The sequence below is a fragment of the Thauera sp. JM12B12 genome (genome assembly GCF_039614725.1).
Lineage (GTDB): Bacteria > Pseudomonadota > Gammaproteobacteria > Burkholderiales > Rhodocyclaceae > Thauera.
On sequence record NZ_CP154859.1, the window covers coordinates 2,995,047 to 3,020,752 of the forward strand.

The following is a 25,706-nucleotide window of genomic DNA, read 5'->3' on the forward strand; positions in this document are numbered from 1 at the left end:
TAGCCGCCCGGCGCGCACCCGCCGGACCATCACCCGATGCTGGTTCAGCTTCGTCATACCCCTACGGACATCGTCCTGCCCTTCGTGCAGTTCGGTGCCGTCGTGCTCGCACTCAGCACCGGCGAGGGACCGGGGGCGGCCGCTGGCCTGGGCGTGCTGCTGGTCACCGGTCTGCTCGGCTGGAAGCGCGCGCTGCGCCATGCGCGCCTGATCGCGGATACGCCCACCTCGCGCATTGCGTCGGCCGCCCAGGGCTACACCGAGCTGCGCGGCCGGGGCCAGCCGATCGGCGGCACCCCCGTCCTGTCACCGGTCAACGGGTTGCCGGTGCTGTGGTATCGCGTACTGGTCGAGGCGCGCCAGCGCGACGGCAAGTGGAAGCGGGAAAGCCTGGACGAGAGCCACGCTTCGTTCCTGCTCGAGGACGCAAGCGGCCAGTGCGTGGTCGACCCAGAGGGTGCGGACTTGATGATCAGGCGCTGCGACATCGTGCACCGCGACAACATGCGCTACACACAATGGTCACTGATCCGCCACGACCGCCTGTATGTGCTGGGCGACTTCGCCACCCTGGGCAGCGTCAGCACCGACTTCGACCTCTCGGCGCAGGTGCGCGAGCTGCTGGCAAGCTGGAAGGCCGACCAACCCGGCCTGCTGGCGCGCTTCGACCTCGACGGCAATGGCGAGATCGACATCCGCGAATGGGAGCTGGCACGTTCCCAGGCGCGGCGCGAAGTGCGCCGGCTGCAGGCCGAGGCGCTCGCCGCACCCGAGCTGCACGTGATCCGGCGGCCGGCGGACAAGCGGCTGTTCCTGATCTCGGACCGCGATCCCGGGCAGATCGGGCGCAACTACCGCTGGCTGGCGGCTTTCCACGCCTGCGTGTTTCTGGCCGCGGCGGCGGCGGGGGCGTGGTTCGTTCAGATCGGGGTGATCTGAGGCTTGAAGCTTCGCGGGGCGCCTGGCCGTGGGCGCGGGCTTGCCCGCGAACGTTGCGCTTGATCTTGCGCCATTCGCGGGCAAGCCCGCCCCCACAGACAGTTGCCCCCACGGACGGCTCGCCTATGCGGACGGGCAAGGTACCCGGCCCCGCTCAGCCCGCGGCGCGCGACTCCAGCGCTTCCCAGCGCAGCATCGCGGCCTCGATCTCGCCTTCGAGCGCCTCCATCCGCGCCTTGATCTGCGCGATCTCCTGCGGGGCGCTCTGGTACAGCGCCGGGTCGGCCATGCGCGCATGCAGCGCGGTCTGTTCGTCTTCCAGTGCGGCGATGCGGTCCGGCAGCGCCTCGAGCTCGCGCTTCTCGTTGAAGGAGAGCTTGTTCGATCGATTCGCAGCCGGTTTCGGCTCGGCCGCCCGCGGCTTGTCGGCGGGCGCAGAACCGCGCCTGGCCGGCTCGCGCGCGGCCGCCTCCTCCGCACGTCTGGCCTGCACGCGCTGCCAGTCCCCGTAGCCGCCGGCGTACTCGCCCCAGCGCCCGTCGCCCTCGGCGGCGATCACCTGGGTGACGACGTTGTCGAGGAAGGCGCGGTCGTGGCTGACCAGGAACAAGGTGCCGTCGTAGCCGGCGAGCAACTCCTCGAGCAGGTCCAGGGTCTCGATGTCGAGGTCGTTGGTGGGCTCGTCGAGCACCAGCACGTTGGCCGGACGGGCGAACAGGCGCGCCAGCAGCAGGCGGTTGCGCTCGCCGCCGGAGAGCGACTTGACCGGCGAGCGCGCGCGCTGGGGCGCGAACAGGAAGTCGCCGAGGTAGCCGATGACGTGCTTCTTGTCGCCCCCGATCTCGACGTAGTCCGAACCCGGGCTGATCACCTCGGTGAGCGGCAGCTCGGGGTCGAGCTGGGCGCGCAGCTGGTCGAAGTAGGCCACCGTCTGCCGGGTGCCGCGGCGTACCGTGCCCTCGTCGGGCTCGACCTCGCCGAGGATGAGCTTGAGCAGCGTGGTCTTGCCGGCGCCGTTGGGGCCGATGAAGCCGATGCGGTCGCCGCGCAGGATGCGGGTGGAGAAGTCGCGCACCACCATCTTGTCGCCGTAGCGCTTGGAGACATGGGTGAGCTCGGCCACCATCTGGCCGCTCTTGTCGCCGGTGTCCACCGCCAGGCTGACGTCGCCGAGGCGGTCGCGGCGCGCGGCGCGCGCGTTGCGCAGCGCCTCGAGGCGGCGCACGCGGCCCTCGTTGCGGGTACGGCGAGCCTCGACGCCCTTGCGGATCCACACCTCCTCCTGGGCGAGGAACTTGTCGAAGCGCGCGGCGGCCTTCTCCTCGGCCTCGAGCTCCTCGGCCTTGCGCCGCTGGTAGTCGGAGAACCGCCCCGGGTAGCTCGCGAGCTTGCCGCGGTCGAGCTCGATGATGCGGGTGGCGACGCTGTCGAGGAACACGCGGTCGTGGGTGATGACGATGACCGCGCCGCGGAAGTCGCGGATCAGGCCCTCCAGCCACAGGATGCCGTCGAGGTCGAGGTGGTTGGTGGGCTCGTCGAGCAGCAGCAGGTCGGGCTCGGCCACTAGCGCGCGCGCGAGCGCAACGCGCTTGACCCCGCCACCCGAGAGGCTGGAAACCTTTGCCCCCGGGTCGAGTCCGAGACGCGCGACCACCTGCTCGACGCGCTGGTTGAGTCGCCACGCGCCGGCCGCCTCGACCGCATGCTGCAAGGCATCGAGCCTTGCCAAGGCCTCCGGGCTCGCATGCTCGGACACCGCGACCATGGCGGCGTGGTAATCGACCAGCAGGCGGGCAGCGGCGCCCAGGCCGTCGGCGATGGTCTCGAACACGTCGCCCTCGAGCTCGAAATCCGGCTCCTGCGGGACGTAGGCGGTGACCATTTCGGCCTGCCGCCACACTGTGCCATCATCGAGCGCCGCCTGCCCGGCGAGCGCACGCAGCAGGCTGGACTTGCCCGAGCCGTTGCGCCCGATGAGGGCGACACGCTCGCCGGCATCGAGCTGAAGACTCACGTGGTCGAGCAGATCGACGTGACCGAAGGCGAGACAGGCGTTATCGACGGAAAGCAGGGGCATCGGCGCAGGGTTTCAGGACTGGAAGGGGTCGTGGATTTTAGCCCCGCACTGGCGGTGGCGGCGGAATACCGCATAATGCAGTGCACAATTCCTGCCCCAGGCCGCTCGCGCGGTCTCGTCCGGGGCCCCTGCGTCGCCCTTCGCGGGCCATCGATCCGCAGCACACAGGTACTTGCACGACATGGAAAGACTTCTCGAACGCTTCGGCCAGCCCGAACAGCAGCAGGTTGCCCTGTGGGTCGACCTCGTCGACAAGCTGCGCCCGCCACGCCCGACGCAGACCGACAAGGCCACCGAGAACCTGCGCACTCTGAACCACCTGCTGGCGCGCCGTCCTGAGCTGCTGAACAACCTGCGCGGGGCCATGCTGCGGCTGTTCGACGAGCACAAGCAGGTGACGATGTACGTGTCCTCCGGCCTGCTGCCGTCCACCGGCTTCTTCTCCGAGACCTCGCGCCGGATCGGCGGACGCCTGCTGCCGGAGGTCGTCGACACCACCTATCTCAAGGACCTGCTCTCGGTCGTGTTCCACCGCGTCGACGACGAGGTGTGGGTGAACGCGATCGCCGACGAGGACTGGCTCGAGCTGCTGCGCCTGCTGGTCGGCCACCAGTCGCCGATGTTCGAGGAGGACGCCAGCCCGCTGCCGAACGCGGTCAGCGAGATCCTGGAATCGCTGCGCGTGCTGTCCTTCCACGTGTCGGCGATCGGGCTCGACCGCGAGCTCGTGCGCATCGACCCCAACCTGGAAGAGCACGAATCCCCCTTCCTGGCGCAGAACGCCGAACTGCTGACCTACATCCAGCACTACAGCGACTGGTGGACCACCCCCGGCGCGCTGATCGCCGACGACAAGCATCTGAGCGTGATGCTGCACCAGTGCGACGAGGTGCTGCAGCGCGTGAGAAAGCGCGCGATGCGCATCGGCACCAGCCTCACGCTCACCTTCAAGCTCGAGCGCCTGCGCCAGCACCTCGAGCGCATCCACGAGCTCAATTCGCTGTTGAGCGAGCTGCGCGCGCGCCGCGTCGTCGAGGACGCCGCGCCGCGCATCGTGCGCCTGTTCAAGACCCTGGTGCGGGCGGAGTGCCGCAAGAACATCCTGTCCGACTACTGGGGGCAGAACGTCGAGCTGCTGTCACTGCGCATGACGGAGAGCGCCAGCAAGACCGGCGAAAAGTACATCACCAGCTCGCGCGGCGAGTATTTCGGGCTTATCGCCTCGGCCGCGCTCGGCGGCCTGATCATCGCCTTCATGGCCGCCAACAAGATCGTGCTCGGCAGCCAGGGCATGGCGCCGCTCAACGAGCTGCTGTCGTACTGCCTCAACTACGGCCTCGGCTTCATGCTCATCCACATGCTCGGGGGCACGGTCGCCACCAAGCAGCCGGCGATGACCGCGAACGCGATCGCCGCCTCGATCGGCGAGGCGAAGGGCAAGACGCGCGATCTCGAGGCGCTGGCCGACCTCGTGGTGCGCACCATACGCAGCCAGGCCGGCGCCATCCTCGGCAACATCGGCGTGGCCATCCCGGTCGCGCTCCTCGTGGGCCTGCTGATCAAGCTCGGGACCGGCGAGCACTTCGTCAGCCCGGAGAAGGCGCACGAATTGCTCGACGAGATCGACCCGCGCGGCGGCGCCCTGCTGTACGCTGCGATCGCAGGCGTGTGCCTGTTCATGTCGGGCCTGATCGCCGCCTACTACGACAATCTCTCCGCCTACAACCGCGTACCGCAGCGTCTGCGCCAGCTGCGCGGCCTGCGCCGGCTGCTCGGCGAGGCGCGCGCCGACCGCTTCGCCGCCTATGTCGAGCAGAACATCGGCGCTCTCGTCGGCAACTTCTTCTTCGGCTTCCTGCTCGGCGGCGCCACCGCGATCGGCGTGCTGTTCGGGCTGCCGATCGACATCCGCCACATCGCCTTTTCCTCGGCCTACCTCGGCTATGCCTCGGCGGCACTCGATTTCTCGATCCCCGCGACCACGGTGGCAATCGCCTTGAGCGGGGTCCTGCTGATCGGCATCACCAACCTGCTGGTCAGCTTCATGCTCACCCTGAGCGTCGCCATGCGCGCGCGCCGCATCAGCTTCGCCCAGGGCCGCAGCCTCGGCGGGCTGCTGGCGAAGCGCCTGCTGCGCGCCCCCGGCGCATTCCTGTTCCCACCGCGAAGCGACGAACCGGCACTTGGTCCGACGCCCCCGAACGGCTAGAATGCGCGCCCTGAGTCTCGTCATAGTTCAATGGATAGAACGGGCGCCTCCTAAGCGCCAGATCCAGGTTCGATTCCTGGTGACGGGACCACCTTCACTCCTGCGGTCCGCAACTGTCTGACCGCCCAGCCGGTGGTCTCCCGCATGCCCCGCTACGCCCACGTGCTGTTCGATCTCGACGGCACCCTGATCGACTCCGCCCCCGCCATCCTCGCCAGCTATCGCGACGCCTTCGCTGCCGCGGGGCGCGACGCGGTGGTGCCGATCGACGCCTCGATCGTCGGTCCGCCGCTGCTCGAGACCCTGCAGATGCTGGCGGGCACTACCGATGCCAAGGTGATCGAGCCGCTGGCAGCGGGCTTCAAGGCCAGCTACGACGCCATCGGCTACCGCCAGACGGCGGCCTACGAGGGCGTGGGCGACATGCTGCAGCGGCTCGCAGGCGCCGGCTGCAGCCTGTCGATCGCCACCAACAAGCGCCTGCTGCCCACCCGGCTGATCCTCGAGCACCTCGGCTGGAGCGATCACTTCGCAGCGGTATACGCGCTCGACATGTTCGAGCCCCGGCTACCCCACAAGGCAGCCATGATCGCGCGCCTGATGCGGGACCGCAGGATCTCGCCCGAGCAGGCGGTCTATGTCGGCGATCGCAGCGAGGACGGTGAGTCGGCGGACGCAAACGGCCTGCCCTTCATCGCGGCAACCTGGGGCTACGGCAGCCTGATCGCGGCCGAGATGGCAGCGCACTGGCAGGCGGTTGCAACCCCGGTTGCGCTGACCGACGCCATCCTGAACGACGCGCGCGGCTGAGCGCCTTGCTGCGTGCGCTGGATCGCGCGCGCTGCCCTATTTCAGGTCGGCCAGCAGGCGCTGCAGGTACTCGACGGGAATCGCGTAGCTGATCCCCGAGGGATCCGAGAGCACGTTCTCCTTCGTCGACTTCACGAACACCATGTTCATGACGCCCAGCACCTCCCCGGTCTCCGGGTCGTAGAGCGGGCTGCCGCTGTTGCCCGGGTATGCCGTGGCATCGAGCTGATAGACGCGGAAGACGTCGTTGGCGAGTCGGCGGATCAGCGCAGGGTCGAGGCTGCGGGCGTTGGCTTGCGGAATGCCGATCGGGGTGACCGCCGCGACGATGCCGCGATGGGTGACCGGCGTCATGCCGAGGACGTTACCGATCGGGAATCCGGTGAATGCGATCTCCCGGCCCTCGAGCACGCGCGTGCCGGCACTCAGCCGCAACGCGGGCAGAGCCGGCCCCGCGTCAAGCCGGAGCACGGCAAGATCGCGGCTGCGTTCGCTGGCGACGACGCGTGCCGACCTGACCGTGCCGGTCTCGCCTTCGCCGGGCACGACGATCACCAGCGCCTCCATCTTGTCGCTGTCGAGGCGCTCGGGCAGGACATGGGCGTTGGTGGCGACGAGCAGCCCGTTGCCGACCACGAACCCCGTGCCGCGAAACTGGAAGGCCGGGCTGCGCGTGCGCTGGTAGGTGCCCACGGCAACGATCGACGGCTTGACGCGCGGAATGGTGGCGACCAGGTTCGCCATCGCCTCCCGAGCCCCGCCCGCAAGCAGCGGCAGCGCCAGCATGGCCTGCACGAGCCGTCGCCGCCCGGATGACGGCACAGGCCGCAAGGGCCGCGGCGCACTCATGTCTCGTGCTCCTCCTGGCTGGCGAGGCGCAGGGTGCGCAACATCGGACTCGGCGCGACCACGCTGCTGTCGTAGGGATGCCGCTGCTGACCGACGTGGCGCAGGATGCGCTCGACGTAGGCGCGGGTCTCGCGATAGGGCGGCACCCCCCGGTGGCGATCGACTGCGCCTTCGCCGGCGTTGTATCCGGCTGCGGCCAGCGCGATGTCACCCTCGAAATAGGCCAGCAGCCAGCGCAGGTAGGCAAGCCCGCCGCGGATGTTCTGCTCCGGGTCGTAGGGTTTGCTGACATTGAAGCGCTGCGCCGTCTCCGGGATGAGCTGCATGACACCCATCGCGTTCTTGGGCGACAGGGCCTGCGGGTTGAGCGCGGACTCGGTTAGACCGATGGCGAGGGCGAGCTGGGGCTGCACGCCATACTTGGGCGCCAGCTCGGCGAGCAGGCGCGCCACCTCCTGCCGGGCGGCAGGCAGGCGGGAGATCAGCGTCTCCACGGGCCAGCGCTGCTCGATCAGCGTGGAAGGCGTGTGCAGACACTCGGGCACCGCGCCGGTGTATTCGCCCACATAGCGCTGCATGCGCGCAGCGTGCGCGTTGCCCTGCATCGCCGCCATCGCGAACAGCGTTCCGGCGTACTCGTCGTTGCGCTCGACGCCCCGGCCGTTGGCGTACATCCAGGCCAGCGCATACATGCCCTCTGCATCACCCAGGCGCGCCGACTCGCAGTACAGGCGGGCCGCATAGGGCTGGTCGCGCGGCACGCCCTCCCCGTGCTCATAGCTGAGCGCCTCGCGCGCAAGGTAGCGCGCCTGCTCGGCGAAGGCCTGCGCGATCAGCCCGGCGTCGGCTGCGGCGACCGGTGCCGCGCACGCGAGCGCCGCCGACAATCCGACCGCGCCGCGCAGACGGAGCGCAAGAGCGGGGCCCTGCACGGACCCCGCCGTCCGGGCGCGGGGGATCGCTTTATCGTTCGCCATGCTTCTTTATGGCAGATACGGATCACAGACGCCAGACGCGCGCTCCGGCTTCCCGCAGCGCCGCGGGATCGTAGCTGGACTTGACGTCCGCGAACACGCCTCCCGGAGCGAGCTTCCCGAGCAAGGTCGGCAGCGCCATCTCGAGGTACTCCTGGTGCGCCACTGCGGCGACGATCGCATCGGCCACCGGCAGCGCGTCCCAGGCCTCGAGCCGCACGCCGTACTCATGCTCCGCCTCGGCCGGAGCCGCGACCGCATCGTGCACATGCACGTCGCAGCCATAGCTCTGAAGCTCGTGGATGACATCGATGACCTTGCTGTTGCGCAGATCGGGACAGTTCTCCTTGAACGTGAGCCCCAGCACGATCACGCGCGCACCCTTGATGCTGGAGCCGGCCGCGATCATCTCCTTGACCGTCTGCTCGGCCACGTACTTGCCCATGCCGTCGTTGATGCGCCGCCCGGCGAGGATCACCTGCGGGTGGTAACCGAGCATGTCGGCCTTGTGCGTGAGGTAGTACGGGTCGACGCCGATGCAGTGTCCGCCGACCAGGCCGGGACGGAAGGGCAGGAAGTTCCACTTGGTGCCGGCGGCCTTGAGCACCTCCAGCGTGTCGATGCCGATCTTGTGGAAAATCACGGCAAGCTCGTTCATGAGCGCGATGTTGAGGTCGCGCTGGGTGTTCTCGATCACCTTGGCGGCCTCGGCGACCTTGATCGAGCTGGCCGGATAGACGCCCGCGGTGATGACCGAACCGTAGATCTCCTGCACCTTGGACAGAGTCGTGGGCGTGTCGCCGGAGACCACCTTCAGGATCTTGGTGACGGTGCGCTCCTTGTCGCCGGGGTTGATGCGCTCGGGCGAATAGCCGACGAAGAAGTCCTGCTTCCACTTCATGCCCGATTCACGCTCGAGGATGGGGATGCAGACCTCCTCGGTCGCGCCCGGGTACACAGTCGATTCGTAGACGACGATCGCGCCCCGCTTGAGGTGGCGCCCCACTGTCTCGGACGACTTCACCAACGGGGTGAAGTCCGGCTGGTGGGCTTCGTCGACCGGCGTGGGCACGGCGACGACGACGAAATCGGCTTCGCTCAGGGCGGCGGGATCGGTGTGGCAGCTGAGCCGGGTGGCGGCGCGCAGGTCATCGGACGACACCTCGCCGGTCGGGTCGTGGAACTCGCGATACGCAGCGACCTTCTCGGCGGAGAGGTCGAAGCCGATGGTCCGGTATTTCTTGCCGAACTCCACGGCGAGTGGCAGGCCGACGTAGCCCAGGCCGATGACGGCGATGGTGGTCATGATGCTGTTCCTTGTTGCGTTTGATCGTTTCGAAAATCAGAGGGTCTTCTGCAGCGCGACCGCCTCGCCATGCAGCGGCGTGCCTTCCTTGAGACGGGGCAGCAGGGCTTCGAGCTGGCTGCGCGCCTCCGCGCCGCGACCGGCCCTGGCGAGCGCCTTGGCGAGGTTGAGCTGCAGCGGCAGCAGATCGGGCCCCAGCGCCACCGCGCGCTTGAGGTTGGCGATGCCCGCCTCGAAGTCGCCGCGCTCGACCTGGATCATGCCCACGGTGTCGATGATGGCGGGGTTCTCCGGCGCGATGCGCAGCGCCTGCTCGCCATATTCCAGGGCCTTCGGGTCCTTCAACTCCTTCGCAGTCCACGCCAGGTTGTTGAGGATCAGTGCGTTCTGCGGCGCCATCTCGTGCATGCGGGTAAACAGCGTCTTCGCGTCGGCGAAGCGCTTCTCGGCGAGGGCGCGCTCGGCCAGGTAGCCGCGCATCACGAGGTCGGTCGGATTCTTCGCGAGCCAGTCAGCCGACATCCGGTCGGCGTCGGCCTTGCGTTCGGAGCGCATCAGCGCGGCGTGCAGGCGCGTGGCCGCCTGCCCGCCGCCGCCGTTGTCGAGCGCCTTGCGGTAGGCGGCCGCGGCCTCGGCCCACTTGCCGCCGTTGGCGAGGACCTCGCCTTCGAGCAGGTAGCCCGTCGGCCGCTGCGGCTGGCGGGCCTGCGCGTCCCGCGCCACCCTGAGGGCGCCGTCGCGATTGCCGCCCTCGATCAGCAGCGCGATCAGGCGCTGCTGCGCTTCGACCGCGTCGGGTGCGATGCTCAGCGCACGCCGCAGGGCCTGCTCGGCGGCAGCATTGTTCTTCAGGCTGCGCTGCACGTCGGCCAGCATCACGTGCGGCTGCGGCGAGCGCGGCTGCAGACTGGCGAGCTTGTTGAGGGCCGAGATCGCCTGCTGGCTGTCTCCCGCGGCCAGCTGCGCACGGGCCAGCATCTCGACCACGCGTGCATCCTCTGGATTCGCCGCAGCCACCTTCTGCGCCACCTGCAGCGCCTGCGGGAACTCGCGCTGGCGCAGGTGGTGCTGGACGATCGCGAGATTGGGCGCCACTGCGCCCGGCGAGGCGGCCTCCGCGCGCACCAGCGAAGCGAGCACGTCGGCAGGGGCGGCGCCGGTAGTGCGCTGCAACTCGGCCAGCGTCAGCAGTGCCTCGACGTTCTTCGGGTTGCGCTCGACCACCGCCCTGATCCGCCCGAGCGCATCCTCGGGCCGGCGCTCGGACAGATCGATGCGAGCCAGATTGACGGCCGCTGCGAGGTACTCGGGACGGATCGACAGCGCCTTCTCGAACGCCGCGCGCGCGGCCGGCACGTCGCGCTTGGCGAGCATCAGCCCGCCGCGCAGGTTGTGCACGAGCGGATTGTCCGGCTGCTTGCGCTCGAGCTGGGCGTGGGCCTCGAGCGCCTTGTCGGTCTCCCCGCGGCGCAGGTGCGCCATGACGAGCGCGAGGTCGGCCTGGATCGCGGAATCGTCCATCTGCGCCGCGCTCTCCAGGTCCGCAAACGCGGCAGAGGTGTCGCCTCCGGCCATGCGCGCGACGCCGAGGCGCATGCGCGCCTGCGCGTCCTCCGGGGCGGCACGCGCCGCGCGCTCGAAATACTCCTCCGCACGCTCGAAATCGCCGTTGGCGAGGAACACCTGGCCAGCGAGGCCGAGCAGCCGCGCGTCGAGCTCCGGCGCCTGCAGCAGCGGCTGCAGGTACTCGAGCGCGCGCGGAGCTTCGCCGGTGGCGAGATGGGAAACGACCATGATGCGGCGCGCCATCGCTTCGCGCGGTGCGCGCTCGAGCACGCGTGCGAGGTGGCTGCGGCCGATGACGTGTTCGTTCAGGCGCACCAGCACGGTGCCGGCCAGAAGCTCTGCAGGCAGGTATTGGGGGGCGTCCTTGAGCACCTGCAGGAGGGCGTCGCGGGCCTCGACCAGGCGGTTGTTCTGGTAATCCATCAGGGCCTTGAGGTAGCGCGTCGACGGATGGGACGGCGCCGCCTGCTGCATCGCCTGCAGGGCCTTCTCGGCCTCGGGCATGTCGTTCTGGCGCAGCAGCTGCGAAACCAGTGCGAAGTGGTAGTTGACCGCCCGCGGCGCCAGCCGGATGGCCTCGCGCAGCGCAACGAGGGCCTGCTCGGGCTGGTTGCGCAGGGTGAGTACGTCGGACAGCGTGGCGTGTGCCTCGGCCGCGGCGGCGTCACGCTTCACGGCCTCGCGCGCCTCGTCCTCCGCGGCCTGCAGGTCACCCTTGAGCATGTGGACGCGCGCCAGTCCGATGCGGGCTGCGGTCTGGTCGGGGCTGACCTCAAGCGCTTCGATGTAGCGCGCACGCGCCTTGTCGGCCTCGCCCTTGGAAAAATTGGCGTCACCAAGGGCGGCGAGTATCGTGGCCTGTGCGCCCGGTTCGGACACACGGGTCTCGGCGAAATCCTGCAGCAGCTTGTCGAACTCGCCCGCACCAAGCAGCGCGCGCGCCAGCAGGGGCGCGATCGGCTCCGCGGGATAGCCGAGCTCGCGCGCGCGCTGCAGTTCCTTGACGGCACCGGCGACGTCGCCCTGCTCGAGGTGGATGCCACCGAGCAGAAAGCGGGCTTCGGCGAGGTTGCCATTCTCCTGCAGCGCATTCTTGAGCTGGATGCTCGCTGCGCTCAGGTCCCGCTTGTCGAGGTAGGACTTCGCCGAGGCCAGCATCTCCTCCGGACTCTGCCCGCAGCCAACGACCAAGGCGGCCGAAAGCGCGGCGACCGCCACGCCCCGGGCGCGCGCCGACCACGTCGCGGGGGGAGTCGCATTCTGCTTCTGTCTCACGATCCATTCTCCTTCTTCAGGCCGAAACGGCCGAGCAGATCATATAGGGACGGCCGGCTGATGCCGAGGATCTCGGCTGCGCGGGCGATGTTGCCGTTGGTGCGTGCGATGACCTTGAGGACGGCGTTGCGCTCGGCCTGGTCGCGCACCGCGCGCAGGTTGAGGTGCTCGAGATCTTCGTCGGGGGCCTCCAGGCCGAGGTCGGCGGCGGTGATGCAGTCGCCATCGGCCATGATCACCGCGCGCTTCATGCAGTTCTCGAGTTCGCGCACGTTGCCCGGCCACGCATGCGCCTCGATCGCGGACAGGGCGTCGTCGGCCAGCATCGGCGTACGGCGACCATTGTCGCGTGCAAATCGTTGCGCGAATGCGTGCGCAAGCAGGGTCGCATCGCCCTCGCGGTCGCGCAGTGGCGGAATCTCGATGACGATCTCGGCGAGCCTGTAGTACAGATCCTCGCGGAAGTTGCCCGCCTGGATCTGGGCCTTGAGGTCGCGGTGGGTGGCGCAGACGATGCGGACGTCGACGGGGATCTCCTCGCGCCCGCCGACACGCTCGATCCGGCGCTCCTGCAGGAAGCGCAGCAGCTTGGCCTGGAGAGCCATGGGAAGGTCGCCGATCTCGTCGAGGAAGAGCGTGCCGCCGTGGGCGGTCTCGATCTTGCCCAGCGTCTGCTTGACCGCACCGGTGAAGGCGCCCTTCTCGTAACCGAACAGCTCGCTTTCGAGCAGCGCGTCGGGAATCGCCGCGCAGTTGATGGCGACGAAGCGTTCGCGGGCGCGCGGCGACAGGGCATGCAGCCCGCGCGCGAGGATCTCCTTGCCGGTCCCGCTCTCGCCCAGCAGCGCCACGGTCACCGACGCCGAGGCGAGCTTCTCGATCGTGCGGCAGATCTTGAGCATGCCCGGATCGCGCGTGAGCAGCCCGGAGAGCGGACTGCCCTCGAGCGCGGCCAGGCGGGCGTTTTCCTTCTGCAGGTCATGCATGCGGAAGGCGCGGTCGATGGTCAGGTTGAGCAGCTCCGGCTCGAAGGGCTTGGCGAAGAAGTCGTAGGCGCCCAGACCCACCGCCTTCACCGCGTTCTCGCGGTCGTGCTGTCCGGTAAGCACGATGACCTTGGTGTCGGGCGCCAGGGCGAGGATCTCGCGCAGCAGCCTGAAGCCTTCGCTGACGTCGTCCGGGGCCGGCGGCAAGCCGAGATCCATGGTGACCACCGCCGGCTCGTGCTTGCGCAGCTGGGTGATGGCGCTTTCGCGGTCGTCGGCGACCACGGCGTCGCAGGCATCGAAGGCCCATCGCATCTGCTTCTGCAGCGCGGGGTCGTCCTCCACGATCAATAGGGTACGGCGCTTATCGGGCGTCGAGTTCACTGTTTCGCTGCTCATGTTCCGTTCATCAATGATCACGACGGCTGATCGGAAGCGCGATCGTGACCCGGGTCCCCACGCCCACCTCGCTGTCATAGCGCAGGGTGCCGCCGATCTCCTCGAGATACTGGCGTGTCTCGAACACGCCGATACCCATTCCGCTCGACTTGGTGGTCTGGAAGGGACGCGACAGGCGCTCGCGGATGAAATCGGGCGTCATCCCGCAACCGTTGTCCTCTACGACGAGGCGTACCCGTGCGGCATCGGCCATCTCGAGTGTCAGGGACACCTTACCAGCCTCATCGGTCGCGTCGAGGGCATTTTGCACGACATGCCCGATGATGCGCTCGAGCCGCTCGGGATGGGCGGTGACCTCGCAGGCGGCAGCGGTTCCGAGTTGCAGATCGACCAGCGGGCGCTGGTTGCGCTTGTGCTCGCACACCGCGCGGACCAGCGCGACGAGGTCGACCGCACGCGGCGGGTCGATCGAGCGTTTCTCCTGCAACTGGGACATCAGCCCGCGCATGCGCGACTCGACGTGTGCCACCGTCTCCAGCATGTCCTGTTGAAACTCCGGGTTGTCGCGATGGCGCTCGGCGTTCTTGAGCATGAGCGAGAGCTGCGCCACGAGATTCTTCAGGTCGTGCACGACGAAGGCCGACATGCGATTGAACGAGTCGAACTTGCGGGCCTCGAGCAGCGCCTCGGCCGCGAGCATGCGGTCGAGATAGCCTGCAGCCTGGCGCTGCGCCGTCTTGAGCAGGTCCAGCACCTCCCAGTCGATGTCGAACGGCGTGCGCGGCGAGCTGAGCACCACGAAGCCGATGAGGCGCTCCGCCGTCTTGAGCGGAATGACGAGCCATGCGTCCTCGAGCCGCGACAACCATTCCGGCAACAGCAATCCCTCGTAGCGCGAGGGCTGGGCGCGCAACTCCTCGAGATTGATGATCCACTCGCGTTCGTCCAGGAAACCGCAGAACGGCGCCCCCTTGGGCTCGACGATCCGCATTTCGGGGTGGTTGAGCCGCGAGTGCATGGCGAAATTGCCGTAAGGATCAGCCAGCCATAAGGCCCCCCCGGGACTCTCGACCAGGTCGGACAGGGCGCGAATCACGGACTGTCCCAGATCCAGGCCGCTATCCGCGGCTGACAGGGCCTGCGTGAAGCGCAGCCACTCGTTGCGGTAGTCGTAGCGATAGGAAAACAGATGCTTGCTGATCAGCACGCGCAGCCTGGCGCGCAGCGCCCCGGAAAAGAGCAGTGCGCCCAGTAGCACGAGGCCGGCGAAAAGCAGCGTCATCTGCAACGCCCGCCCCCAGTCTCCGCCAAAATAGCGCACGTAGTACGCGGCGCCGGCGATCACCAGCAGATAGAGCCCGGCGCCGGCAAGCGCGGTCGAATGAAACACCACCTCCCGCGACACCGACATGCGCAAGGTCCAGGACGGGCTGCGCGTTCCCGACAGCGCAACGAGCGGGATCAGCAGCGCATGCGCGAGACCACGCACCGCCCACACATCCTCGTCGATGCGTGCGAACAGGAAGGCATCGGCGAACAGGTACAGCTCGAAGGTGTAACCCGCAGCCAGCGCCAGACACACTGGCTTGATGCCCCAGCGCGAATTGCCCGGCACCCCCCGGTAGAGCTGCTCGACCAGCATCAGGCCGACGATCGCATGCGCCAGCCAGGCCGCCAGAACAGGTCTCAGCGGCAACCGCTCGCTGCCATACGAGGCCTCGAACGCCAAGGCGGCGAACTGGAACACCACGACGGCCGCGGCAAGCAGCGCCGGCCAGCGCAGACGCCCCGCCCACAAGGGGCGGGAGAGAACGATGAGGAAGGCGTACCATGCGCCGCCGCGCAGCACGTCGAGCACCATGGCACCGAGCGCCAGCAACACGCCCGACTGCACAGCCGTGGCCGCCGAGAACGCAGCCCAGAGGCAGGACGCCACGACCGCGACGAACAGCACGCCGCCCGGCAGCGCGCCGCGCCACGCGAAGAAGATATAGAGCCCGAAAAACGAATAGGCCAACGCCGCCAGGCCGTAGCCCCAGGTCGCGACCTCAGCCACGCAAGAACTCCCCAGCGCTCAAGGATGTATCCCGGACACGCCTCGGTGCGCGCGCGCTCGCCTACTGGATGCGAGCAACTCAGTGCGCCCCTTCGCCGGTCAGCACCACGCGCACCGTCTCGAAAAGCACGAGCGTGTCGAGGATCAGCGAGTGGTTCTTGACGTAATACAGGTCGTACTGCAATTTCTCCGCGGCATCATCGACCGACGCGCCATACTGGTAGCGAACCTGAGCCCAACCCGTCACACCTGGCTTGACACAGTGGCGCACCGCGTAGAACGGGATCTGCTGTGTCAGCTGATCCACGAAGTAGGGGCGCTCGGGCCGCGGCCCCACGAGGCTCATCTCCCCTGCAAGGACGTTGAAGAGTTGCGGCAGTTCGTCGATACGCAACTTGCGGATGATCCTGCCGATACGTGTCACACGGTCGTCATTGGTGGTGGCCCACCGCGGCTTGCCGTCCTTCTCTGCATCGCGCCGCATGCTGCGGAACTTGACCACGCGGAAAGTCCTGCCGCCCCGCCCCACGCGCTCCTGAGCGTAGAAGATCGGCGCGCCGTCCTCGATCAGGATCAACAGTGCCGTCAGCAGCATTACTGGCGACGCCAGGATGAGCAACGTGGTTCCGACGATAAGGTCGAAGCAGCGCTTCACGAACGTACGCGCCCACCCCTGGCGAAAACCGTCACCGTAGATCAACCAGCTCGCCCGCAGGGAGTCGAGTCGAACCTGCCCTTGAACGCGCTCGAAAAACGACGACAGATCGAGGATCCTGATGCCGGCCAGCTTGCAGTCGAGCAGCTCGCGCAGCGAAAGGACCCCGCCCCGTCGCTCGCGCACAGCCACGATCACTTCGTCCACGCGCAGGTTGCGGACGACGTCCACCAGGCTGCCGGGAGGCAATACCCCGACCGGGTCGACTTCGATTCGCTCGCCTCCACTGACCGGGAGGAAGCCGACGATCTCGACGCTGCGCTGCAGCGGACGTGTAAGGTCGTGATGAACCATCTGCGCATCGCGACCGGTGCCGACGATGAGCACCCGCGGAACGAACAGGCCAGCAGCCTGGCGCTGATTGACGAGCCCCCGGATCAACAACAATGAACAGAGCAGGATCAGGACGCTGATCTGTAGGGAGTGCGGCGCAATCTCCGCCCAGGGCAGAAGCCCGAAGATGATATAGGCGACAGGCAAACTCACCACCAGCGAGAGCGCCACACGTGCGAACGCCTGCCGGTGAGAGCGCTGATAAACGGGCCGATACAAGCCCATGGCTGCGTTCAGCGTGATCATGATCGCAGCGAAGGCCAACGCAGAAGGCAGACAGACCGCCCAGTCGGGCGCTGATGGCGAGGATTGCAGGGCAATGGCTGCCACTACGATCGCAAACAGGGTCAGTGCATCGAAGAGAACCTGCTGCAGGGTGTGCGTCGGAAGATAGTGGCTGAACACCTTCAGCATAGGGCGCCTCTGATAGGAAAAATCCTTGCAACAGCCGAGACGTGGCCGCCAACGAGCAGAAGAGCTCGGCTCAAATGAACGAATGGTCTCTTTTTAAGCCTAGCTCAAGACCAGAAACGTTGACGTGATCTACTTCACGCACGCCCAGCCTGGTACAACGCTTCCATCCTCAGTAGGCTACGCGACCCGACGGCACGGTTGCAGGCTACGCATGCTTGCACGGAGCATGAGCGGAGTTGATTTTAGCATGCGGACCCTGTAGCGTCGGCAGCACCCTTCCCCCCTAGCTATAAGGAGAAACCATGAGCAGCACACAGCGCGATTTCAGCGAAGTCTACAGTCATCGCTTCGAAGACTTGGAAGTGGGCATGACCGCCTCCGTGTCGCGCACGGTGAGCGAGGCGGACATTCTCATGTTCGCTGGAGTTTCAGGCGACACCAATCCGGTTCACCTGGACCAGGAATTTGCCGCCAGCACGATGTTCGGCGGCCGCATCGCCCACGGGATGCTATCGGCCGGCCTGATCTCCGCGGTGTTCGGCACCCGCCTGCCTGGTCCCGGAAGCATCTACCTGTCCCAATCCCTGAAGTTCAAGGCACCGGTCAAGATCGGCGATACGGTCGTCGCTCGCGTGACAGTCAAGGAACTCAAGACCGAGAAGCGCCGCGCGGTTTTCACCACCGTATGCTCGGTAGGCGGCAACATGGTCCTTGACGGTGAAGCCGAGTTGCTTATCCCCGCGCGAAGCTAAACGTCGCGCTCGCAGCGAAGGCTAGCCCCGCGCCCAGGCCACGCTGCACCCCTGCGCCGTGCGATGAGCAGCAATACCGCACGGTGCAGCCGCTTGAACGACGACTTGGCTCGCATCGGCGCGAGTCTGACGACAGCGTGGGAGCACTGTAAGCGCCCGCAGCATGCGTCTTGCCCCTTCGCTCAGGCGCAGCGGGCTGGGGCCAGCGATAGCGCAAGGACTCGCCGATCTCGCTGCAAGGCTGAACTAAAACTGTTGGAGCACATCCTTCGTCTGCGCTTGAGCGAAACCGCAAGATGGGTTGGCCGGGTGCTTACCGACATCCATCGTGTCCACCATCAAGATTGATGGACACCATCTTCAATGGGCTATTGAGTGCTCGCGCATTCCCGCTTTTTTGTTCCGATTGTGCAAAAGCGAACGCCCCGCACATTGGACATGTACGGGGCGTTGTATGGGGTTAGTCTGACGATGACCTACTTTCACGAGGGCGGACCTCACTATCATCGGCGCATGTGCGTTTCACGGTCCTGTTCGGGAAGGGAAGGGGTGGTTCCACACGGCTATGGTCGTCAGACTTTGACTTGTTCTCTGCGTTGATTTGCAGAGCAAAGATTGGAAGAAGTGAGTTGTGTGATTGTCTGGATTGCGTGTTTTGGCAACCAGAGAGTCGAGTTCGTTTTGTTTTGAAGGTTATAGGATCAAGCCACACGGGCAATTAGTACCGGTTAGCTGAACGTGTTGCCACGCTTACACACCCGGCCTATCAACGTTGTGGTCTTCAACGACCCTTCAGGGGGCTCGAGGCCCCGGGGAAGTCTCATCTTGAGGCGAGTTTCCCGCTTAGATGCTTTCAGCGGTTATCTCTTCCGCACATAGCTACCCGGCGATGCGACTGGCGTCACAACCGGTACACCAGGGGTGCGTCCACTCCGGTCCTCTCGTACTAGGAGCAGGCCCTCTCAAACTTCCAGCGCCCACGGCAGATAGGGACCAAACTGTCTCACGACGTTTTAAACCCAGCTCACGTACCACTTTAAATGGCGAACAGCCATACCCTTGGGACCGGCTACAGCCCCAGGATGTGATGAGCCGACATCGAGGTGCCAAACTCCGCCGTCGATGTGAACTCTTGGGCGGAATCAGCCTGTTATCCCCAGAGTACCTTTTATCCGTTGAGCGATGGCCCTTCCATACAGAACCACCGGATCACTATGACCTGCTTTCGCACCTGCTCGACGTGTGGGTCTCGCAGTCAAGCCACCTTTTGCCATTGCACTATCAGTACGATGTCCGACCGTACCTAGGTGACCTTCGTACTCCTCCGTTACCTTTTGGGAGGAGACCGCCCCAGTCAAACTGCCCACCATGCACGGTCCCCGACCTGGATTCACAGGCCTGGGTTAGAACCTCGACGACACCAGGGTGGTATTTCAAGGATGGCTCCACCAGAACTAGCGTCCTGGCTTCATAGCCTCCCACCTATCCTACACAAGTCCCGTCAAAGTCCAATGCAAAGCTACAGTAAAGGTTCATGGGGTCTTTCCGTCTAGCCGCGGGGAGATTGCATCTTCACAAACATTTCAACTTCGCTGAGTCTCAGGAGGAGACAGTGTGGCCATCGTTACGCCATTCGTGCAGGTCGGAACTTACCCGACAAGGAATTTCGCTACCTTAGGACCGTTATAGTTACGGCCGCCGTTTACCGGGGCTTCGATCAAGAGCTTGCACCCCATCACTTAACCTTCCGGCACCGGGCAGGCGTCACACCCTATACGTCCACTTTCGTGTTTGCAGAGTGCTGTGTTTTTAATAAACAGTCGCAGCCACCGATTCTCTGCGACCCCGTTCCGCTCCGGCCGCGAGGGCCTTCACGTACCAGGGGCATACCTTCTCCCGAAGTTACGGTATCAATTTGCCGAGTTCCTTCTCCTGAGTTCTCTCAAGCGCCTTGGTATTCTCTACCAGCCCACCTGTGTCGGTTTGCGGTACGGTCACTCTATGACTGAAGCTTAGAGGCTTTTCCTGGAAGCTGGGTATCACTCACTTCGGATCCGAGGATCCTCGTCATCACGCCTCATCTAAGCCACGCGGATTTGCCTACGCAGCACGACTACACGCTTAAACCACCTATTCCAACAGATGGCCGAGCTAACCTTCTCCGTCCCCCCATCGCATCATAGAGCGGTACAGGAATATTGACCTGTTTCCCATCGACTACGCATTTCTGCCTCGCCTTAGGGGCCGACTCACCCTGCGCCGATGAACGTTGCGCAGGAAACCTTGGGCTTACGGCGAGGGTGCTTTTCACACCCTTTATCGCTACTCATGTCAGCATTCGCACTTCCGATACCTCCAGCATCCCTTACGAGACACCTTCGCAGGCTTACGGAACGCTCCCCTACCACGTGTCAAAGACACATCCGCAGCTTCGGTTCATGGCTTGAGCCCCGTTACATCTTCCGCGCAGGACGACTCGACTAGTGAGCTATTACGCTTTCTTTAAAGGGTGGCTGCTTCTAAGCCAACCTCCTAGCTGTCTATGCCTTCCCACCTCGTTTGCCACTTAGCCATGCATTTGGGACCTTAGCTGGCGGTCTGGGTTGTTTCCCTCTTGACACCGGACGTTAGCACCCGATGTCTGTCTGCCGTATATCACTTTGCGGTATTCGGAGTTTGCTATCGCGGGGTAGATCGCAATGACCCCCCCAACGATTACAGTGCTCTACCCCCGCAAGTGTCCGTACGACGCACTACCTAAATAGTTTTCGGGGAGAACCAGCTATTTCCGGATTTGTTTAGCCTTTCACCCCTATCCACAGCTCATCCCCTAACTTTTCAACGTTAGTGGGTTCGGACCTCCAGTACCTGTTACGGCACCTTCATCCTGGCCATGGATAGATCATCCGGTTTCGGGTCTACGCCCAGCAACTCTGACGCCCTTATCAGACTCGCTTTCGCTACGCCTCCCCTACTCGGTTAAGCTCGCTACTGAACGTAAGTCGCTGACCCATTATACAAAAGGTACGCAGTCACCCCTTACGAGGCTCCCACTGTTTGTATGCATGCGGTTTCAGGATCTATTTCACTCCCCTCCCGGGGTTCTTTTCGCCTTTCCCTCACGGTACTGGTTCACTATCGGTCGATCACGAGTATTTAGCCTTGGAGGATGGTCCCCCCATCTTCAGACAGGATTTCTCGTGTCCCGCCCTACTTGTCGCACGCTCAGACCCGCCACCGGCTTTTCGCATACGGGACTATCACCCTGTATCGTCGGACTTTCCAGACCGTTTTGCTAAGCTGATGGTTTAGTCGTGCAGGCTGCTCCGCGTTCGCTCGCCACTACTTGCGGAATCTCGGTTGATTTCTGTTCCTCGAGCTACTTAGATGTTTCAGTTCGCTCGGTTCGCCTCCTCAGACCTATGTATTCAGTCTGGGATACCCCTTGCGGGGTGGGTTTCCCCATTCGGACATCGTGGGATCAAAGCTCTATTGCCAGCTCCCCCACGCTTTTCGCAGGCTTACACGTCCTTCATCGCCTGTGATCGCCAAGGCATCCACCACATGCACTTAGTCGCTTGATCCTATAACCTTGGACCCTCTCCGATGTTGCCATCTCGAAGGCCCGCGTACAGGAACGAACTCGTTTGTGCGATCAAGACTGTGCTGACTACGCAGCCTTGATCAATGCAATCACACAACTTGCAGTACGCACCGGCTCGGTACGTACTACACTTCTTCCACTTTGTTAAAGAGCGAACCTCTACACCCGGCAACCGAAGCTGCCGACCAAGAAGTAAGAGATACCGCCATCGCAACCGATGCCCGCCATCTCTTACTTCTCGAACCTGTTCCCTGGACAGTACTGGTGGAGCTGGTCGGGATCGAACCGACGACCTACGGCTTGCAAAGCCGCCGCTCTCCCAGCTGAGCTACAGCCCCATACTGCTTCGAGCAACCAATTGATTGGTGGGTCTGGTTGGGTTCGAACCAACGACCCCCGCCTTATCAAGACGGTGCTCTAACCAGCTGAGCTACAGACCCTCTCATCCGAGGCTCTTCGCCTGAACAACCGATAAGTTGTGGATACTTGGCCGTCGATGGCCTGTTCTCTTGAAAGGAGGTGATCCAGCCGCACCTTCCGATACGGCTACCTTGTTACGACTTCACCCCAGTCATGAATCTCACCGTGGTAAGCGCCCTCCCGAAGGTTAAGCTACCTACTTCTGGTGAAACCCACTCCCATGGTGTGACGGGCGGTGTGTACAAGACCCGGGAACGTATTCACCGCAGCATGCTGATCTGCGATTACTAGCGATTCCGACTTCACGTAGTCGAGTTGCAGACTACGATCCGGACTACGATCGGCTTTAAGGGATTGGCTCCACCTCGCGGCTTGGCAACCCTCTGTACCGACCATTGTATGACGTGTGAAGCCCTACCCATAAGGGCCATGAGGACTTGACGTCATCCCCACCTTCCTCCGGTTTGTCACCGGCAGTCTCACTAGAGTGCCCAACCAAATGATGGCAACTAGTGACAAGGGTTGCGCTCGTTGCGGGACTTAACCCAACATCTCACGACACGAGCTGACGACAGCCATGCAGCACCTGTGTTCTGGCTCCCGAAGGCACCCTCGCCTCTCAGCAAGGTTCCAGACATGTCAAGGGTAGGTAAGGTTTTTCGCGTTGCATCGAATTAATCCACATCATCCACCGCTTGTGCGGGTCCCCGTCAATTCCTTTGAGTTTTAACCTTGCGGCCGTACTCCCCAGGCGGTCGACTTCACGCGTTAGCTGCGTCACTCAGTGCATTGCTGCTCCGAACGACTAGTCGACATCGTTTAGGGCGTGGACTACCAGGGTATCTAATCCTGTTTGCTCCCCACGCTTTCGTGCATGAGCGTCAGTACAGGCCCAGGGGGCTGCCTTCGCCATCGGTGTTCCTCCTGATATCTACGCATTTCACTGCTACACCAGGAATTCCACCCCCCTCTGCCGTACTCTAGCCTTGCAGTCACAAACGCAGTTCCCAGGTTAAGCCCGGGGATTTCACATCTGTCTTACAAAACCGCCTGCGCACGCTTTACGCCCAGTAATTCCGATTAACGCTCGCACCCTACGTATTACCGCGGCTGCTGGCACGTAGTTAGCCGGTGCTTCTTAGTCCGGTACCGTCATCCACACGCTATGTTAGAGCGTGCGATTTCTTCCCGGCCGAAAGAGCTTTACAACCCGAAGGCCTTCTTCACTCACGCGGCATGGCTGGATCAGGCTTGCGCCCATTGTCCAAAATTCCCCACTGCTGCCTCCCGTAGGAGTCTGGGCCGTGTCTCAGTCCCAGTGTGGCGGATCATCCTCTCAGACCCGCTACGGATCGTCGCCTAGGTGGGCCTTTACCCCACCTACTAGCTAATCCGACATCGGCCGCTCCAATCGCGCGAGGTCCGAAGATCCCCCGCTTTCTCCCTCAGGACGTATGCGGTATTAGCGTAGCTTTCGCTACGTTATCCCCCACGACATGGGCACGTTCCGATGCATTACTCACCCGTTCGCCACTCGCCGGCAGGCCGAAGCCCCCGCTGCCGTTCGACTTGCATGTGTAAAGCATGCCGCCAGCGTTCAATCTGAGCCAGGATCAAACTCTTAAGTTCAATCCAGCAAAGTACTCAAAATACTGACTTTAATCAGCATGAGCACCAATCATTGTGAAACCAGTCGCCAAAGCGACTCGACCACAACAACCAAGCACCCACACTTATCGGTTGTTCAATTTTTTAAAGAACCGCTGCATTCGCTGCAGCAGAGAAGCGAGATTATGATCAGCTATCCAACCACTGTCAAGCATCTTGCGAATCTTTTTTTACCGCCGCCCCGGAACAAACCCGAAACGCTGACCCGCACAACACCCGCCTCGCTTCTCCCTCCACCGCCGCCTCGCCTTCCGAAGAACCGCTGCAGCGCTGAAGAGGTGCGCATTATAGACACCCAAAAAACAACGTCAACAACAAAAAACAACAAAGATACTTATGCAGACATTCGCCCATGAAAGCAAGGCCGAAGCACCGAACGCTCTATCACACCCCTCTCTCGAAGCCACCCGAATCATCCACGGTGGTCATTTCGGCGGTTGCGATGGACAGGACCGCGATGTTATCGTCCGCGCGACACGCGGGAGAGAACTCCACTCGGAGTCGCCGAAGGCGCAACCCCCGGAACCGCTCAGGCAAAAGGACCGCGTGCGCAGCAAGAGTCTGGAGAGCGGTACGGGCGCAAGGCGCCGGCGTACCCACCGAAGGGGCACCTCGCAATCATCCATAGCTCCTATATATATGGGCGGCGGGTGAAGGCGAAAAAATCTCTCAGGTAAAAGGACAGATGGGGCGAGTGCGACGACGAGTCGTGCCGCCCCTTTTTTGTCCACCCTGACGGAGCGCCTTCGCGATGACTATCGCTGCCAAGCAGACCCCCCTCCACGCCGCCCACGTCGCCGCCGGCGCACGAATGGTCGACTTTGCCGGCTGGGATATGCCGGTCAACTACGGATCGCAGATCGAGGAGCATCACGCGGTGCGACGCGACGCCGGCATGTTCGATGTCTCGCACATGCTCGGCCTCGACCTCGCTGGACCCGACGCCACCTCTTGGCTGCGTGGCCTGCTGGCCAACGACGTCGCAAAACTCAAGGAGAGCGGCAAGGCGCTCTACTCCTGCATGCTCAACGAGCGCGGCGGTGTAATTGACGACTTGATCGTCTACCGCTTCAGCGATGCCGACTACCGCATCGTCGTCAACGCCGGCACCGCCGACAAGGACGTGGCCTGGATGCGTCAGCGCATCGCCGCCACCGGTGCAAACGTGACACTGCAGGCGCGCCGCGATCTGGCAATGATCGCCATCCAAGGGCCACTGGCAATCGAGCGCGCCGCTGCTGCGCTTCCCGAACTCTCCACCGCCAACGGCGTCCCCGCCCCCTTCGTCGGCAAGCGCGTGGGTGACCTGCTGATCGCGCGCACCGGCTACACCGGCGAGGACGGGCTCGAGATCGCCGTTCCAGCCAGCCGCGCCGAAGCGATGTGGAACGCGCTCCTTGCCGCGGGCGTGCGGCCATGCGGTCTCGGTGCGCGCGACACCTTGCGCCTGGAGGCGGGAATGAATCTCTACGGCCAGGACATGGATGAAGATGTATCGCCGCTCGACGCCGGCCTGTCCTGGACGGTAGACATGAAGGACGCGGCCCGCGACTTTGTCGGCCGCACGGCACTGCAGGCCAAGCCTGCCAGCCAACGCCTGCTCGGCCTGATCCTCGACGACAAGGGCGTGCTGCGCTCGCACATGAAAGTGTTCACGGCCGGCGGCGAGGGCGAGACGACCAGCGGCAGTTTCTCGCCGTCGCTCGAGAAATCGATCGCCTTTGCCCGCGTCCCGCTGGCCACTCAACCTGGCGAAGCGGTCGAGGTCGACGTTCGCGGCAAACGCCTGCGGGCGCGCACCGTGAAATTGCCGTTCGTGCGCAACGGCAAGGCGCTGGTCTGACCGGAACCACCGGGGCGACGAAACCCCTGCCTGCGCGCCACCCGCGCTGGACGGCATGAAGCTTTAATCAACAAGTACCCATATTCGCAACGCAGAAGTCCCCTTTCCCGACCGGAGAACACCATGAGCAAGGTCCCCAGCACTCTCAAGTACACCAAGTCGCACGAATGGATCCGCGTCGAGGACGACGGCACGCTGACCATCGGCGTCACCGATCACGCCCAGGAGGCCCTGGGTGACATCGTCTTCCTCGAGTTGCCGGAAGCCGGCCGCGCGCTGTCCGCCGGCGAAGCCTGCGCAGTGATCGAGTCGGTCAAGGCGGCCTCCGACATCTACGCGCCGGTGGCCGGTGAAGTGCTCGGCAACAACCAGGATGCGATCGACGCGCCCGAGAGCATCAACGCCGACGCCTACGCCAACTGGCTGTTCAAGCTCAAGCCGGCCAACGCCGCCGACGTCGCTGCCTTGATGGATGCCGCGGCCTACGAAGCGGAAATCGCCCAGGCCTGAC

At 64.5% G+C, this 25,706-nt stretch carries 15 protein-coding genes, 3 tRNA genes, 3 rRNA genes and 1 riboswitch; of the genes, 8 read left to right on the forward strand and 13 right to left on the reverse strand.

The window, feature by feature from the left end; translation table 11 throughout:
* Window positions 1–36 precede the first annotated feature (36 nt).
* Window positions 37–939 (forward strand): hypothetical protein, encoded by a 903-nt coding sequence (locus tag AAG895_RS13555; RefSeq protein WP_345792531.1) that lies wholly within the window; start codon window positions 37–39, stop codon window positions 937–939.
* Window positions 940–1,093: 154 nt separating this feature from the next.
* On the opposite strand, the gene AAG895_RS13560 is transcribed toward AAG895_RS13555, so the two are convergent.
* A complete protein-coding gene (locus AAG895_RS13560; RefSeq protein ID WP_345792532.1) occupies window positions 1,094–3,016 on the reverse strand; it encodes an ATP-binding cassette domain-containing protein in 1,923 nt (640 codons plus the stop codon).
* 181 nt (window positions 3,017–3,197) lie between these two features.
* Between AAG895_RS13560 and AAG895_RS13565 the strand changes: the two genes are divergently transcribed.
* The 3 genes from AAG895_RS13565 (at window position 3,198) to AAG895_RS13575 (ending at window position 6,035) form a co-directional block, all read left to right on the forward strand.
* Window positions 3,198–5,225, forward strand: a complete 2,028-nt coding sequence (locus tag AAG895_RS13565) for a site-specific recombinase (protein ID WP_345792533.1) — start codon at window positions 3,198–3,200, stop codon at window positions 5,223–5,225.
* A 16-nt stretch (window positions 5,226–5,241) separates the two neighbouring features.
* Window positions 5,242–5,316: transfer RNA gene (locus AAG895_RS13570), tRNA-Arg, on the forward strand.
* A 53-nt stretch (window positions 5,317–5,369) separates the two neighbouring features.
* Window positions 5,370–6,035 carry an HAD hydrolase-like protein gene (locus AAG895_RS13575; protein ID WP_345792534.1) on the forward strand — a complete coding sequence of 222 codons (666 nt, stop codon included), beginning with the start codon at window positions 5,370–5,372 and terminating at the stop codon, window positions 6,033–6,035.
* Window positions 6,036–6,071: 36 nt separating this feature from the next.
* On the opposite strand, the gene AAG895_RS13580 is transcribed toward AAG895_RS13575, so the two are convergent.
* The 7 genes from AAG895_RS13580 to AAG895_RS13610 all read right to left on the reverse strand — a co-directional run bounded on the left by AAG895_RS13580 (window position 6,072) and on the right by AAG895_RS13610 (window position 16,908).
* A complete protein-coding gene (locus tag AAG895_RS13580; protein ID WP_345792535.1) occupies window positions 6,072–6,884 on the reverse strand; it encodes a serine protease in 813 nt (270 codons plus the stop codon).
* Window positions 6,881–7,789: a transglycosylase SLT domain-containing protein gene (locus AAG895_RS13585; RefSeq protein ID WP_345795296.1), complete on the reverse strand. Its 909-nt coding sequence runs from the start codon at window positions 7,787–7,789 to the stop codon at window positions 6,881–6,883. The genes AAG895_RS13580 and AAG895_RS13585 overlap by 4 nt, the downstream gene beginning before the upstream one ends.
* Before the next feature lie 94 nt (window positions 7,790–7,883).
* Entirely contained in the window at window positions 7,884–9,164 is a 1,281-nt protein-coding gene (locus tag AAG895_RS13590; protein ID WP_345792536.1) for a nucleotide sugar dehydrogenase, read from the reverse strand.
* A gap of 36 nt (window positions 9,165–9,200) precedes the next feature.
* Window positions 9,201–12,005, reverse strand: coding sequence for an XrtA/PEP-CTERM system TPR-repeat protein PrsT (prsT, locus tag AAG895_RS13595; RefSeq protein WP_345792537.1), 2,805 nt, complete (start codon window positions 12,003–12,005; stop codon window positions 9,201–9,203).
* Window positions 12,002–13,390, reverse strand: coding sequence for a PEP-CTERM-box response regulator transcription factor (gene prsR / locus AAG895_RS13600; RefSeq protein WP_345792538.1), 1,389 nt, complete (start codon window positions 13,388–13,390; stop codon window positions 12,002–12,004). The genes prsT and prsR overlap by 4 nt, the downstream gene beginning before the upstream one ends.
* 10 nt (window positions 13,391–13,400) lie before the next feature.
* Window positions 13,401–15,446 carry an XrtA/PEP-CTERM system histidine kinase PrsK gene (prsK, locus tag AAG895_RS13605; RefSeq protein ID WP_345792539.1) on the reverse strand — a complete coding sequence of 682 codons (2,046 nt, stop codon included), beginning with the start codon at window positions 15,444–15,446 and terminating at the stop codon, window positions 13,401–13,403.
* Window positions 15,447–15,525: 79 nt separating this feature from the next.
* Entirely contained in the window at window positions 15,526–16,908 is a 1,383-nt protein-coding gene (locus tag AAG895_RS13610; RefSeq protein WP_345792540.1) for a TIGR03013 family XrtA/PEP-CTERM system glycosyltransferase, read from the reverse strand.
* A 302-nt stretch (window positions 16,909–17,210) separates the two neighbouring features.
* On the opposite strand from AAG895_RS13610, the gene AAG895_RS13615 reads away from it, so the two are divergent.
* Window positions 17,211–17,660, forward strand: a complete 450-nt coding sequence (locus AAG895_RS13615) for a MaoC family dehydratase (RefSeq protein ID WP_345792541.1) — start codon at window positions 17,211–17,213, stop codon at window positions 17,658–17,660.
* Between the two features lie 463 nt (window positions 17,661–18,123).
* Here AAG895_RS13615 and rrf read toward each other — a convergent pair.
* The 5 genes from rrf to AAG895_RS13640 form a co-directional block, all read right to left on the reverse strand.
* A 5S ribosomal RNA gene (gene rrf / locus AAG895_RS13620) occupies window positions 18,124–18,237 on the reverse strand.
* A gap of 120 nt (window positions 18,238–18,357) precedes the next feature.
* Window positions 18,358–21,244 (reverse strand): 23S ribosomal RNA (locus AAG895_RS13625).
* Between the two features lie 282 nt (window positions 21,245–21,526).
* Window positions 21,527–21,602 (reverse strand) — tRNA-Ala (locus AAG895_RS13630).
* Window positions 21,603–21,627: 25 nt separating this feature from the next.
* Window positions 21,628–21,704, reverse strand: a tRNA-Ile gene (locus AAG895_RS13635).
* A gap of 72 nt (window positions 21,705–21,776) precedes the next feature.
* A 16S ribosomal RNA gene (locus tag AAG895_RS13640) occupies window positions 21,777–23,313 on the reverse strand.
* The 16S, 23S and 5S rRNA genes sit together here with 2 tRNA genes alongside, the layout of an rRNA operon.
* 38 nt (window positions 23,314–23,351) lie before the next feature.
* Between AAG895_RS13640 and AAG895_RS13645 the strand changes: the two genes are divergently transcribed.
* The 3 genes from AAG895_RS13645 (at window position 23,352) to gcvH (ending at window position 25,705) form a co-directional block, all read left to right on the forward strand.
* Window positions 23,352–23,708: a hypothetical protein gene (locus AAG895_RS13645; protein ID WP_345792542.1), complete on the forward strand. Its 357-nt coding sequence runs from the start codon at window positions 23,352–23,354 to the stop codon at window positions 23,706–23,708.
* 113 nt (window positions 23,709–23,821) lie between these two features.
* Window positions 23,822–23,907: riboswitch (glycine riboswitch) on the forward strand.
* A gap of 196 nt (window positions 23,908–24,103) precedes the next feature.
* Window positions 24,104–25,195 carry a glycine cleavage system aminomethyltransferase GcvT gene (gene gcvT, locus AAG895_RS13650; RefSeq protein WP_345792543.1) on the forward strand — a complete coding sequence of 364 codons (1,092 nt, stop codon included), beginning with the start codon at window positions 24,104–24,106 and terminating at the stop codon, window positions 25,193–25,195.
* 123 nt (window positions 25,196–25,318) lie between these two features.
* A complete protein-coding gene (gcvH, locus tag AAG895_RS13655; protein WP_345792544.1) occupies window positions 25,319–25,705 on the forward strand; it encodes a glycine cleavage system protein GcvH in 387 nt (128 codons plus the stop codon).
* Window position 25,706: the final 1 nt, after the last annotated feature.